General features: G+C 70.6%; 10 protein-coding genes. 5 read left to right on the forward strand and 5 right to left on the reverse strand.

Annotated features, from left to right (window positions below; genetic code table 11):
* Positions 1–94: 94 nt before the first annotated feature.
* The 3 genes from ACZ4VI_RS18970 to ACZ4VI_RS18980 are packed head-to-tail and all read left to right on the forward strand — an operon-like array spanning position 95 to position 3,611.
* Entirely contained in the window at positions 95–1,510 is a 1,416-nt protein-coding gene (locus ACZ4VI_RS18970) for a uracil-xanthine permease family protein (protein ID WP_468000494.1), read from the forward strand.
* Positions 1,507–2,904, forward strand: a complete 1,398-nt coding sequence (locus ACZ4VI_RS18975; protein WP_468000495.1) for an amidohydrolase family protein — start codon at positions 1,507–1,509, stop codon at positions 2,902–2,904. Before ACZ4VI_RS18970 ends, ACZ4VI_RS18975 begins: the two co-directional genes overlap by 4 nt.
* Positions 2,901–3,611 (forward strand): TSUP family transporter, encoded by a 711-nt coding sequence (locus tag ACZ4VI_RS18980; protein WP_468000497.1) that lies wholly within the window; start codon positions 2,901–2,903, stop codon positions 3,609–3,611. The genes ACZ4VI_RS18975 and ACZ4VI_RS18980 overlap by 4 nt, the downstream gene beginning before the upstream one ends.
* A gap of 214 nt (positions 3,612–3,825) precedes the next feature.
* On the opposite strand, the gene ACZ4VI_RS18985 is transcribed toward ACZ4VI_RS18980, so the two are convergent.
* Complete coding sequence (locus tag ACZ4VI_RS18985; RefSeq protein WP_468000499.1) at positions 3,826–4,878, reverse strand: LacI family DNA-binding transcriptional regulator; 1,053 nt, start codon at positions 4,876–4,878, stop codon at positions 3,826–3,828.
* An 84-nt stretch (positions 4,879–4,962) separates the two neighbouring features.
* Positions 4,963–5,673: an ArsR/SmtB family transcription factor gene (locus ACZ4VI_RS18990; RefSeq protein WP_468000754.1), complete on the reverse strand. Its 711-nt coding sequence runs from the start codon at positions 5,671–5,673 to the stop codon at positions 4,963–4,965.
* A gap of 75 nt (positions 5,674–5,748) precedes the next feature.
* Here ACZ4VI_RS18990 and ACZ4VI_RS18995 point away from each other — a divergent pair, with 75 nt between their 5' ends.
* Positions 5,749–6,384, forward strand: coding sequence for a flavin reductase family protein (locus tag ACZ4VI_RS18995; protein WP_468000500.1), 636 nt, complete (start codon positions 5,749–5,751; stop codon positions 6,382–6,384).
* Position 6,385: 1 nt separating this feature from the next.
* On the opposite strand, the gene ACZ4VI_RS19000 is transcribed toward ACZ4VI_RS18995, so the two are convergent.
* Genes ACZ4VI_RS19000 through ACZ4VI_RS19010 form a run of 3 tightly spaced genes read right to left on the reverse strand, consistent with a single transcriptional unit; the run spans position 6,386 to position 11,524 of the window.
* The gene (locus ACZ4VI_RS19000; RefSeq protein WP_468000502.1) at positions 6,386–8,287 is read right to left on the reverse strand and encodes a hypothetical protein; all 1,902 of its coding nucleotides are present in this window, start codon (positions 8,285–8,287) and stop codon (positions 6,386–6,388) included.
* A 31-nt stretch (positions 8,288–8,318) separates the two neighbouring features.
* Entirely contained in the window at positions 8,319–9,839 is a 1,521-nt protein-coding gene (locus ACZ4VI_RS19005; RefSeq protein ID WP_468000504.1) for a patatin-like phospholipase family protein, read from the reverse strand.
* A complete protein-coding gene (locus ACZ4VI_RS19010) occupies positions 9,836–11,524 on the reverse strand; it encodes a GMC oxidoreductase (protein ID WP_468000506.1) in 1,689 nt (562 codons plus the stop codon). Before ACZ4VI_RS19010 ends, ACZ4VI_RS19005 begins: the two co-directional genes overlap by 4 nt.
* Positions 11,525–11,791: 267 nt before the next feature.
* Here ACZ4VI_RS19010 and ACZ4VI_RS19015 point away from each other — a divergent pair, with 267 nt between their 5' ends.
* Positions 11,792–13,057 (forward strand): NAD(P)/FAD-dependent oxidoreductase, encoded by a 1,266-nt coding sequence (locus ACZ4VI_RS19015; protein ID WP_468000507.1) that lies wholly within the window; start codon positions 11,792–11,794, stop codon positions 13,055–13,057.
* Positions 13,058–13,079 lie beyond the last annotated feature (22 nt).

Consider the following 13,079-nt stretch of genomic DNA (forward strand, 5'->3'; position numbering starts at 1 on the left):
TTCGATACTGGCGGCCAAATCGATTTGGCCACCCTCGCTTCGGCTCTCCGTCCCAGGGCCGCGTGCAGCAAGCAACGCCGAACGGAGCCCGAACGTGTCCAGTTCCCGTCAGACCCTGCCCGGTACGGAACAAGCAGCACCCGCCCCCGAATCCGCACCCGCGACGCCCCACCCCGTGGACGAATCCCGCCCCCTCGGTCGGATCCTGCTCTTCGGGATCCAGCACGTCCTCGTCATGGCCGCCACACCCATCTCCGCGATCTTCCTGATGAGCGCGACGCTCCGCCTCGACCCCGGACTGACCGTCAACCTGCTCTCCGCGGCCTTCGTGCTCTCCGGCGTCGGATCCCTGATCCAGTCGCTCGGCCCGTGGAAGTTCGGGCCCCGGCTGCCGTTCGTGATGCTGCCGGGCGGCGCGCCGCTCATCCTCTTCCTCGCCATCGCGGAACAGCACGGACTGCGCACGGCGACCGGCGCGGTGCTCCTCACGGCCGCCTTCTACTTCGTCGTACTGCCCCTCTTCTCGCGGCTGCTGGCCTTCTTCCCGGCCCTCGTCATCGGCACGATGATCGTCATCGTCGGCGTCAACCTGGTGAAGGTCGGCGCCGTCCTCGTCACCGGACGCCCGGGACAGCCCGGCTTCGCCGACCCCGTCAACCTCGGCCTCGGTCTGGCCACCATCGGCTTCACCGTCGCCTTCTACCTTCTCTTCACCGGCATCCTGCGCCAGCTCGCCGTCATGCTCGGACTCCTCGCCGGCACCGCCCTCGCCGCGTTCCTCGGCAGCGTCGACCTCGGCCGGGCCACTGACGGCGGTCTGTTCACCGTGCCGCAGCTCATGCCGTTCGGCTCACCCCAGTTCAACCTGGTCGCCGCCCTCCCGCTGATGCTCTACAGCCTCGCCTCCATGGCGGAGGCCACCGGCCAGACCGTCATCAACGCCGAGGCCGTCGGCAAGGAGATCGACAAGCGCTCCGACGTCCCGAAGACCGTCCGCGGCGACGCGCTCACCTCGCTCTTCGGCGGGTTCTTCGGACTGCCGCTCATGGTCACCAGCGGCGAGAACATCGGGATCGTCCGCGTCACGGGCGTACGCAGCCGGTTCGTGACCGCGGCCGCCGGAGTCGTCCTCGTCGTCATCGGGTTCCTGGCACCGGTGACCCGCGCGATCAGTGTCATCCCGTCCGCGGTCGTCGGCGGCACGGCGATGGTCGTCTTCGCCGTGATCACCGTGCTCGGCGTGCAGATGCTCGGCCGCTCCGACCTCGACAAGCACACGAGCACGTTCATCTGTGCGGTCGCCCTCGCGCTCGGTCTGCTGCCGATCCTCGTTCCCGGTGTGTACGGCGGCTTCCCGCCGAACGTCCGCATCCTCCTCGAAAGCGGCGTCGCCGTCGGCGCGTTCGTCGCCGCCGTCCTCAACATCCTCTTCCACCACGTCAGGCCGGGCATCACGGCCCGCCTCGCCGACGCCCGCCCGGCCAACTCCCGTACGGAAAGCAACCGATGAACCGCTCCACCCCCGACGACCACCCGAACCTGAGTGGCACCGCCCCCCGCCTCCTCGTACCGGACGCCGTCCTGCTACCCGAAGGCCCCGCCACCGGCCACGCCGTCGTCGTCGCCGACGGCTCCTTCCGCGCCGTGGGCCCCGCCGAGGAGCTGGTGCGCACCCATCCGCACCTCGACCCCGTACGCCTGCCGGGACACCTCCTGATGCCCGGCTTCGTCGACGCCCACCACCACCTCACGCAGAGCTTCGGTGCCGCGCTCGCCTTCGGGGAGCCGTCGGAGATCTTCCGCCGCGTGTGGGTGCCGCTGGAGGGTGCGCTGGACGAGGAATCGGCGTACGTGGCAGCCAAGTTGGCCGCGTACGAAGCCCTGCGCGGCGGCTTCACGACCGTCGCCGACGCCGGAACCCGCGCCGACGTGGACGTCGACGTCGTCGCGTCCGCCGCCCGCGACGCCGGGATCCGCTGCGTGCTTGGTCTCGTGTGCAACGACGCCGAGAACGAGAACCCCACCGTCCTGACCAGCGCGGAGAAACACCTCGCGCGCTACGACGGCGATCCGCTGGTCCACCCCTCCCTCGCCGTCTCCATCCCGGAGGCGGCGACCGAGGAGACCCTCCGGCGCACCGCCCGCCTCGCCGCCGAGTCCGGGGCCGTCGTCCAGATCCACGTCAACGAGCACATCGCCGGCGTCGAACGCTCCCTCGTACGTCACGGACTGCGCCCCCTGGAGCACCTGCACAGCATCGGCGCGCTCGGCCCCCAGCTGCTCGCCGCCCACGCCACCCTCCTCACGCCGCGCGAGCTCACCCTGCTCGCGGACACCGGAACGGCGGTCAGCTACAACCCCGTCGCCAGCGCGTGGAAGGGCAACGCCGTCGCGCCCGCCACCGCCATGGCCGAACGCGGCGTCCGCTTCGGGCTCGGCACCGACGGCACCCGGGGCGACGGATTCCGGCTCGCCGAGGCGGCCGAGTTCGCGCAGCGGCTCGCGTACGGGCTTGCCACCGGCGACTCGTCCTGCGGCGCCGGCTGGACCTGGCTGGAGCACGCCACGCGCGGCGGCGCCGACGCGCTCGGGCTCGGCGCCAGGACCGGCACGATCGCCGAGGGCCTGGCCGCCGACTTCCTCCTCGTCGACGTCGCCACCCCCGAACTCGCGCTCTCCTGGGACCTGCCCTGGGAGCTCGTACGGCGCGGCAACCGCGACCAGATCACCGCCGTGTTCGTCGCGGGACGCCTGCGCCTGTGGTGCGGCCGGCCCGTCGACTGGGACGGCCCCGCCCTCGTACGCCGGGCGGCCGAGCTGGCCCGCGCCGCCGTGGGAAGCGCCGCCATCACCCGCGTACACCCGACCTCCACGGCGGCACGGGAACGGAGCACGGCGCGGTGACCACCGAGACACTGGCGGTGCTCGCCGTCACGGTCACCGCCGCCGCGTTCGTCCAGGGCAGCAGCGGTCTCGGCTTCGCCCTGATCGTCGCTCCTGTGGCGGGCATCCTCGATCCGGGCCTGCTCCCGGTGTTCGTCCTGGCGTCGATGATCCCGCTCAATGTCTACGTCGCCTGGCGCGAACGGGCCTCGCTCGATCTGCGCGGCGCGGGCTGGATCACCGCCGCGCGGCTGGCCGCCACACCGGGAGGTCTGGCGCTGCTCTGGCTGATCCCGGACCGCAGCATCGGCCTGTTCATCGGCCTCGCCACGGTGCTCGCGGCCGTCGTGAGCCTGGCCGCGCCCGCGTTCACACCGGGTCGGGCGGCCTATGTGGGAGCGGGTGCGGTGACCGGCCTGACGGAGACGGCGACGGGGGTCGGCGGCCCGCCGCTGGCCCTCGTCTACCAGCACCGGCCGCCCGCCGAGCTGCGGTCCACGGTCGCCGCGTGCTTCCTCGTCGGCGAAGTCGCCTCGCTGCTACTGCTGTTCGCGACGGGCGAGGGAAACCCGGCGGACCTCGGGTGGGCACTCGTCCTGCTCCCCGCGATCGCCACGGGCGCCTGGCTCAGCCGCCTGGTCCACCACCGACTGGACGCCCGGCGAATGCGCCTGTTCGTGCTGCTCTTCGCCCTGGTCTCGGGGGTGGTCCTGATGCTCGGACTCTGACAGGGAGGAGGCCGGGGCAGGTTACGGCCCGGGGCGCACTGCGTGGCCGGGCCCGGCTGCCCTGGGTTCCCGGCGTGGCCGAGCGCCTGGCTGCCGGGCCCCAGCCCAGCGGTACGTAGCGGGGGCCACGGCCTCGGCCCGGACCCCGCGGCCTGGATGCCTGGTCTCGGCCCGGCCCGGCCCGGCCCCCCGGGACACCGCCCGCCTGCGCGACCTACGCCCCCGCCGAGACCCGCAGTGACGACGTGCGGACGATCACGCGTGGCTCGGGCACCGTGGCCACCGCCGTCGTGACGGAGTCGCCGGCGCCGCGCAGCCGGCCCAGCAGCAGTTCCACCGCCTGGGCCGCCGCGCGGTCCAGGTGCAGGTCGACGGCGGTCAGCGGCGGTTCGCAGGTGCGGGCGCGCAGACCGTCGTACCGGGTGACGACCATGACGTCGTCCGGGATGCGGCGCCCGCTGTCCCGGACCGCCCGGACCGCGCCCACCGCGAAGGCGTCCACCAGCGCGCAGACCGCGTCGATGCCGGGGTGCTCGGCGAGCAGGGCGGCACACCGCTCGTACCCGGCCTGTTCGCCGCCCGCCTCGGGGGCGGTCGCCACGATCGGCTCCCAGCCGTGTTCCTCGGCGACCCGGGTGAAGGCGGCGCGCGCGTCGACCGACGAATGCCGTGAACCGGAGCCGACCAGCAGGGCAGGCTGACAGGCCCCCTGCTCCCGGAGGTGGGCGAGGAGCAGCTCGGCGACGAGCCCGCCGCGCAGATCGATGTACGGCACGTCGGCGTCCGGCGTCGACACGGGCCTGCCGAGCGCCACGTACGGCAGCCCGCGCTCCCGCAAGGTGGCCACGGCCACGTCGTCCACGTCGGGCTCCACGACGATGGCCCCGTCGATGTCGACGGAGTACAGGGCGGACCCGGACTGCACGGGCGGTACGAGCACCAGCGCGTAGTCGTGCACGAGGGCGCTCTCGGCGGCCGCGGCCGCCACCTCCATGTAGAAGCCGAGCCGGGACGGCCCGCCGGCGACCGCGAACGGCATGGACGAGGCGAGCGCGATGGCCTTCGCCTGCCCGCGCCGCAGCCGCTGCGCCCGCAGGTTCGGCCGGTAACCGAGCTCGGCGGCAACCTGCTTGATGCGCTCCCGGGTCCGGGGGTCGACCTTGCCGATCCCGTTGAGGGCGTGCGAGACCGTCGTACGCGACACCCCGGCGACCCGCGCGACATCGGCGATCGTCGGCGGCTTCGGAGCGGCACCGGAAAGGGGCATGTGCGCGAAGGCTCCTCGCGTGATGAGGACGGGTGGTGACACCACCATCTTCGCCGAACGCCGGACCGGGCGTGCGGGCGTTGATCAGGCCCGCGTCGTACTCAGGCCAAATCGGTCGTGGAAGGCGGCACGGCCCGCGTCGGTCACCGTGATCACCCGGGTCGTGCCCTCGTGTGCCAGCCACGAGGAGTCCAGCGCGTGCCGGAAGAGTGCCGCGCCCACCGCGCCGGCCAGGTGCGGGCGCTGTTCCGTCCAGTCCAGGCACGTACGGACATGGGGGCGCCAGGAGGCGTCGGGGCGGTCGTCGGCGACGCCGAGTTCACGCAGCCAGTCACGGCCTGCCGCGGTGAGGGCCGGTCCGTAGTCCCAGGTCAGCAGCGCGCGCTCGGTCATCGCGTCGGTGATGGCCACGGCGAGCGCGCCCGCGAGGTGGTCGTAGCAGACACGGGCGTGGGCCAGGGCGCGGCGGCGGTTGAAGTCGGTCAGCGAGCGCACGGGGGTCGGCCGGAAGGGAGCCCGGGCTGCCAGATTCTCGATCATCTCGGCGGTGTCCGCGGTCGCCAGGCGCAGCAGCCGGTTCCGCCCCTGCCGCTCCTCGGCGAGGATTCCGCCCGCCACCAGCCGGTCGAGATGCGCGCTGGCGGTCGACGGCGCGACGCCCGCGGTGCGTGCCAGCTCCGACGCGGTCCACGCGCGGCCGTCAAGCAGTGCCAGGCAGATCGCCGCGCGGGTACGGTCCGCGAGCAGCCCCGCGAACTCGGCGAGGTCGGGGCCGTCTGCGTACGTGCTGTCGATGCCGGTCACCCGTACAGTCTCGCGCGGCGACAGTTCGGCCGGCGACGAAGGATCCGGACCCTAGGGTTCCGATCCATGACGACAGCGACCACCCGAACGCCCTCCCACACCGCGATATCGCCGCGCATCCTCTACTTCGGCACGCCCGTCGCGCTGCTGACCAGCGAGAACGAGGACGGCTCGGCCAACCTGGCCCCGGTCTCCTCCGCCTGGGCGCTCGGGCAGACCGTGGTGCTCGGCCTCGGCCGCGACAGCCGGACGGCGGCCAACCTCACAGCCCGGCCGGAACTCGTGATCAACCTTCCCTCGCCCGACCTCTGGGAGTCGGTGGAGCGGCTCGCCCCGCTCACCGGAGCCGACCCCGTGCCCGCCGCCAAGGCAGCGCGCGGCTACCGCTACGAACCCGACAAGTTCGCCGCGGCCGGCCTGACGCCCGTACCGTCCGAGACGGTACGCCCGCCGCGCGTCGACGAGTGCCCGCTGCAGCTGGAGGCCCGGGTCCGGCGCAGCTCACCGGACGCGGAGGGCGCCTTCCTGATCGTGGAGTGCGCGGTCGCGCGCGTCCACGCCGACCGGCGCATCGTGGTGCCCGGCACCCAGCACATCGACCCCACCCTCTGGAGCCCGCTCATCTTCAACTTCCGGCACTACCAGGGCCTCGCCCCCGAGCTCGGCCACTGCTTCACCTCGGAGACACCCACCCCGGCGTGATCTACGTACCGGGCACCCGCGTCCGCGCGATCACGACGGGCTCTTCGATGAGCCGCACGGTCGGCCGCGGCTCGGGCACCGGCCGCACCCACGCGGTCGGCTTGTCCGGGACCTCCTCGAGGAGCCAGTCCCGGCAGGTGCCGTCGAGTGCCAGCGGGTAGAGCGTGAGGGTGCCGTCCGGTGCGATGTGCATGCGGACGAATCCCGTGCGGTCGTCGATGGACTGCCCGGACATCTGCCATTCGGCGACCAGGCCCCGGTCCGTCCACAGCACCCACAGGGCGAAGAGCTGGGAGCCGAGGAGCGCGCCCATCACAGCGGCCACGACCAGCAGGATCGCCAGGACCCAGAACCCGTTCCAGGAGGGTGGGACCGACCGGGCCACGGCGACGGTGACGCACAGTGCCGCGACGGCGACCGCCAACTGAAACAGCACGCCTACGACAGGACCGGACGGTGTCCTGGGCCGCCGTCCGCGCAGCAGCCCGCTTCCCCAGCCGAACACGAAAGGCAGAACGAAGAGGGCGACACTCGTGCAGAGCAGGCCGAGCAGGTCGTCCGTGCCGGCACTCCGTAGGGCGCCGACGGGATTGTGTCTGCCCTCGGCCAGCGCGAACGCGCCACTCATCACCAGGACGAGCACCACCTGCAGCGCCCCCGCCAGGACCGCGAACCCGGGGTTGCGCCGCGGGAGCCAGTGCCGCGACCAGGGCATGGCGATCCCGCGCGCGAGCGAGCGGGACTCCGCCGCGTCGGGGTACGTGTGGGGTGCGAGGGCGAACGCCTGCGGCGGGTCGTCCTTCTCCCGCATCCGCGAGGTGGCCGGCGGCAGCGCCAGATCATTCGGAAGCCTGTGCGTGGATGCCAGGAACGCGCCGCCCAGGCCGCACGTCACCATCTGGCGCCGCCGGGGGTCCGGAGGCAGGGCGTCGCCGGATCCGGGCCGGTCATCGGGCAGCCGTTCCGCGTAGCGGGCGTAGTGGTGCTTGTCGCCGGTCAGCCACAGTCGAATGGACGCGCCCGTTTCCTCGGTTTTCCCGGTCTCCCGGTCGACCCGGGTCCGGACGATGTTCCGGTCGAACCAGTGCAGGGAGTTGAAGGCGTCGGGCTGCTCATGGCTCTTCACCCAGGTGGGCGCGGCGGAGCAGACGATCACGCTGTCGCCCGGCAGCAGTCGCGGCGAGAGGTACGTCTCGAAGTAGCGCCGCTGCGGATCGTCGACGTAGGAGCCGAGTTGGCTGTCCAGGCCGACGAGCCACCAGCGCTGCGGCAGTTGCACGGCGAAGTAGCTCCGGGTCTGCCGGGTCTGCCAGCCGCCGATGGGCCTTCCCTGGGCGAACATCCGCAGGAACGCGGTGAGTCCGTCGTACCAGTCGTGGTTGCCCGGCAGCACGACCATGAGCGGCTGGTCCGGTGCCGACGGGAGCGCGGCGCGGTACGGCCCCTTCATCCGGTCCTCGTACGCCGTCGTCGATGCCACCGGGTACACCTGGTCCCCGCCGAGGACGAGCAGCGAGCCACGGGGCAGCGAGCCAGGGGGCAACGAGTCGGTCGGCCCGGGGACGGCGAGCTGGGCCGCCGCCAGCGCGGATGCCACCGAGTACGTCGACTCGAAGCCGTCGCCGAGGTCGGCGACGAAGTCGATCCAGATCTCCTCGGCGCCGGGATTCGCCAAGGGTGCCCGCAGGAGACCGGCCTCGAGCGCGCCCTGTATCTCGCGCTTGTCCGCGTAGTCGGCGAACATGGCGGCCAGCCCGACCTTGACCCCGGTACGCATCAGTTCCTTCGGCGCCAGCCAGCGCACCGGTTCCTGTGGGGTGAACAGGAGCGCCGCCGCGTGCTTGCGCAACTCGGTGAACCGGAGCGGCGTCGCCGCGTGCTTGCGCACCTCATGGACGTCCACGCCGGCTCCTCTCCGTGGGCACGGCCATCGGTCAGACCGGTGACCAGGGCAGGACGTTCTGCCCGTACACGTCCCACAGCTTGCCGAAGAAGAACTGCCCGAAGCGCCCCAGCGTGGTCGCCCTGCCGGGCAGCGTCGCCGCTTCGACCCGGAAGGTGGTGAGTTGCTTCAGGAAGTCGGTCGGGCGGATGTGAACGGCTCCCGAGGCCACCACCTCGGCTTCGGGCTCCTCGTCGGCATCGACATGGCCACGGAGAACGCGCGTGTAGAGGACGGACGTGTCCTTCCAGATTCCCCGCCGGGAGTCCTCACTGACGTCCTTGTATCCACTGAGTGTCAGCCGGTGCCCGGCTCGGTCGGTGAAGAACAAGCGGTAACGCATCCGCAGGTGTTCCGGGTCGGGGTCTTCCACGAACAGCTGGAAGGTTCCTCGCTCGACCGGAAGGCGTCCGCCCAGCTCCTGGCAGACGATCTCTCCCTGCAGTGAGGCTTCGTGCTCCGGACCGACGAGGAAGCGGTCCACTCCGCGGATGTCGACGGTCAGGTGCAGGGCCATGTCGGCGGCTGCTCCACCCGTGAAAGCGAGGCGGCCGACCATACGTTCGGTGAATCGGATGCGGGTCGGGTCGTCGGGGTGGTCCGGAGACGGTGGGGCGCCGGGCTTCCAGGGAATCCCCTGGTCCGTGCACCAGCGGCGAGCACGGTGGACTCCCAGTTCCACGGCCTGGGCGAAACGGTCCCTGCTGAAGTTGATGAGGTAGTTCAGCGGGACTTCGGCGCTCAGGAGTCTGACATCGATCAGGCGCCCGAACTCTCCGTGGTCGCCGCTGCGGATGGCCGCGTTGCTGGCCTCGATCCGACGCAGCCAGTGCTTCAACTGACCGTTGGCCGTCGTCTCGATGATGTGGAAGTAGTTGGCCACGAAGCCGTCCCGCCAACGGTGGCGCCGGCTGACCGTCCAGATGATCCACAGTTCGTCACAGCCTCGCCGGATCGCCTCCTCGACGTTTCCGTCGGTCAGATAGACCGGGTCGATGTAGGTCTGCCCGTCGATGACGACCGGAGGGAACCACATGGGCAGCGAAACCCCGGCACAGAAACGATCCTCGTCCATGGCGTCGGCGGTCACGGTCTCCAGTTCGTTGGAGCTGAAGTTGTAGAGGTTGAAGGTGGCTTCCCGATCGGTGGCCCGGATTCTCTCCCAGTCCAGCCCCCAGTCCGGAAAGACGCGACGCCGATAGCCGTCCAGCGTGAAAAGGGAACGGGCGTACGGCCCCTTCGGCAGCTCTCGCCAGTTCGGGGTGACGCCTTTCAGCGGAGAGAGACCGCGCCAGTTGTCCGCTATCTCGCGCCCGGACATCCCCTGGCAGTACATCGCGAGGTTGAACACACCTCCGCTGGCGCCGTCGGCGTGGTCGAATTCCAACTCGGCCTCGTCGAGCAGGACCTGGAGGACCCCGGCCTGGAAGGCCACCTTCACCCCGCCGCCGGCGAGGATGAGAGATCTGCGCGGGGTTCCGCTGCGGGGCTCGGTGCCTTGTCCGGTTGTCATGAGGGCCTCGTGGGGTTCTGCCGGTGATCCTCGATGATGCGGTCGGCCGACCGGTCGGCCAGCGCCGCGATGGTGAGCGAAGGATTCGGGCCTACGGGACCTGGCATCACCGAGCCGTCGGCGATCGACAGCCCCGGACAGCCGTACACGCGCCCGAAGGAGTCCACCACGCCTTCCCGCTCATTGCGCCCCATCGGGGCGCCACCCACGGGATGCACGGTGATGAGGCGGTTGAGCCACCACAGGGGATTCGAGGCGTAGCGCCCGCCCAGACTCTGGGAAACGCGCTCCATCGTCTCGTTCATCCGGTCGAAGTACGGATCGGAGGCGGCCAGCTGCCAGTCGAGGTCCAGATGCCCGTCCCGGAGGAACATCCGGCCGTTGGGGACGTCCCTTCCCATGCCGAGCAGCGGCATGGAGGTCGCGGTGAACTGCCCTTTGCCCATGGCCTCGCCGAGCTGTCGCCCCACACGGCTCTTCGCCGTTCTGGTCAGCTGCGACCACCCTCGCCGCAGCAGGAACCTCGCGACTCTGTTGGACATCGTGAGGGCATTGTGCTCGACGAGCCAGTTGAGGAATTCCGGGTAACCGGCATCCTCGATATAGAAACCCCGGGAGGTGTCGTCGTTCGCCTTACGGTCCATCCGCATCGCACTCGTGATGACCGGGCCGAAACTCGGCTCCAGCATGCGCGGCACCGTCTCCCCGGGCCCGTCCTGACGCCTCTCCCGCGCCTTGAACACCAGCCCGAGAAAGTCCCCGTTTCCGGAGAAATGCGTACCCAGTGCCGGGCTGAGGGCGGGAAAGGCGCTGCGGTTTCTCAGCAGCAGATAGGTGGTGCCGAGTGAGCCGGCGGAGAGAATCAGCCGTCTGGCCCTGACGGTGCGCCGCTCGGGAGGAGCGAGCGGATCTCCGTCCCCGGCGGCGCGGTGCTCGATGTACGAGACCAGGAACCCCTCCTTGACCCGCTCGAACGAGCGGACCTCACAGAGGGTCCGGATATCCACCCCGAGCCGGTCCGCGGCGCTGAGGTAGGTGAAATCCAGGCTGTTCTTGCTGCCGAAGTTACAACCCAGGTCGCATTCACCGACAAGTCTGCACGTATAGCGCGGGCTGTGGTGCAGATTGTCCTCGCCGCCCTCGATGGGAGCGCCGGGCACCGGGGGATCTCCGAAGGAGACGGCCAGCAGGGGAAGCTCCCAGGGAAGACCGAGCCGCGAGGCCGCCTGCTGCATGGCGATGGTCTTGGGCGTGTCCTGGTACGGCTTCTCATGGAACGGGTACCGCTGCGCACCCAGCATGGTCTCGACGTGACCGTAGTGAGGATCGAGGTCCTTGAGCGTGACAGGCCAGTCCTCGTAGCCGCCATCGAACGACTCGTGCACGAACCAGCTTTCCGGCTTGCGGATCAGCACATTCGCATAGATCAACGAGCCTCCGCCCAGCCCGCTCGACACGAGGGCGTCGAGCTTCGAGAAGCTCCACATGTCGTACATCCCGTACAGCCGGGAATCCGGATCCCAGAAGTTCCTGGCCGCGTCATGGGGACTTCGTGGAAAAGAGCCGGGCGGGAACGGCTTTCCTCTTTCCAGCAGGCATACGTTCAGGTCGGCGTCGGCCAGTCGAAACGCGGTCACGGACCCACCGAAACCCGATCCGACGACGACGGCATCGAAGACGTCCACGCTCGCCACCTCTAGAAGCCGAAGCCCATGCCCTGACTTCCCCCGTATGCGGCTGCCGCACGCACGACCTCTCTCCATGGTTCACCCACGTGTGCCGACGCGCACGTCGAACCGGAATTGCGCGGTCGATACTCCCCACGCGCTCTCCAACGGGGCTTCACCTTCCCCGGGTTCTCCTCCCCAGGGGCGGCAGGCTCTTTACAGTGATCATGTGCCTGACAGTAATCAGTTCAGCGGCACCACACACCCGGAGGGGGCGATCAGCGCATGACCAAGCCTGAGAGCGCGGTACACGACTACGACGTCGTCATCAGCGGAGCCAGTCTCGCCGGCAGCGCCGCGGCGATCCTGCTCGCCCGACGCGGTGTCCGCGTCGCCCTGCTGGAACGCCGCTCGGACCCCGAGGCGTACAAGGTGCTGTGCACCCACTCCCTCACGGCCAACGCCTACCCGGTCCTTGACGAACTCGGCCTGGTCCCCGCTCTCGAGAAGGCGGGAGCCGTCCTCAACAAGGCGCGCTGGTATACCCGTTGGGGATGGATCGAGCCGAGGGCCGATCCGGCGGGCCCCGCGCTGCCGTACGCGTACAACGTCCGCCGCAGCACCCTCGACCCGCTGATCAGGTCCCACGCGGCCGAGACGCCCGGCGTCGATCTGCTCCTCGGGCACCAGGTGACCGGGCTGCTCCGCGAAGCCGGGCGAACCGTGGGCGTGCGCGCGTCGACACCGCGGGGCGAACGCGAGATCCGGGCCCGCCTGGTGGTCGGCGCGGACGGCAAGGACTCGGCCGTGGCGAAGTTCGCCGGGGTGCCTGCTCGGCCGTACGAGAACGCGCGGTTCGCGTATTTCGCGCACTTCCGCAACCTTCCGTTGCCCGGCGGAATCGCTCACACCTGGTTCCTGGAGCCGGACTTGGCTTACGCGTTTCCCAACGACGATGGGGTGACGGTCCTCGCGGTGCTCCCGGACAAGAAACGGCTGCCGGCCTTCCGGGAAGACCTGGAGGGCAGCTTCTTCGCCTTCGTCCGCGCCCTGCCCGAGGCGCCGCCCATCGACTCCGCCGAGCGCATCACGAAGATCACCGGCTTTGTCGACTACCCGCTGCACAGCCGCAAGCCGACCGCCCCCGGCGTCGCGCTCATCGGCGACGCCGCCCTGACCGGCGATCCCCTGTGGGGAGTGGGCTGCGGGTGGGCCCTGCAGTCCGCGCAATGGCTGACCGACGCGGTCGGCTCTGCCGCAACCGGTCGGGGCGACCTCGACAGGTCGCTCGCGCTGTACGCACGCAGACACCAGCGCCGGCTGCTCGGTCACCAGTACCTGGCCGTCGACTTCGCCAAGGCCCGTCCGTTCAACCCCTTGGAGCGGCTGATGTTCTCGGCGGCAGCGCGCGACGAGTCGCTGGCGCGGCACATGCACATGTTCGGGTCCCGCCTGATAGGCCCGCTGCGCTTCCTGAACCCCGTCGCCCTGGCCAAGGCCTCGGCCGTCAACATCAAGCACCGCGGGGCGCCTGTGCCACCCACACGGTGAGCCGCGCCGTCGTGCCCTGTCC

Source organism: Streptomyces sp. NPDC029169, from assembly GCF_055563935.1.

What these genes read in the sequence shown, in the direction of transcription:
- ACZ4VI_RS18975 (WP_468000495.1), top strand. Translation starts at nt 1,507, where the DNA reads ATGAACCGCTCCACCCCCGACGACCACCCGAACCTGAGTGGCACCGCC.
- ACZ4VI_RS18985 (WP_468000499.1), bottom strand. Translation starts at nt 4,878, where the DNA reads ATGCCCCTTTCCGGTGCCGCTCCGAAGCCGCCGACGATCGCCGATGTC.
- ACZ4VI_RS18995 (WP_468000500.1), top strand. Translation starts at nt 5,749, where the DNA reads ATGACGACAGCGACCACCCGAACGCCCTCCCACACCGCGATATCGCCG.
- ACZ4VI_RS19005 (WP_468000504.1), bottom strand. Translation starts at nt 9,839, where the DNA reads ATGACAACCGGACAAGGCACCGAGCCCCGCAGCGGAACCCCGCGCAGA.
- ACZ4VI_RS19015 (WP_468000507.1), top strand. Translation starts at nt 11,792, where the DNA reads ATGACCAAGCCTGAGAGCGCGGTACACGACTACGACGTCGTCATCAGC.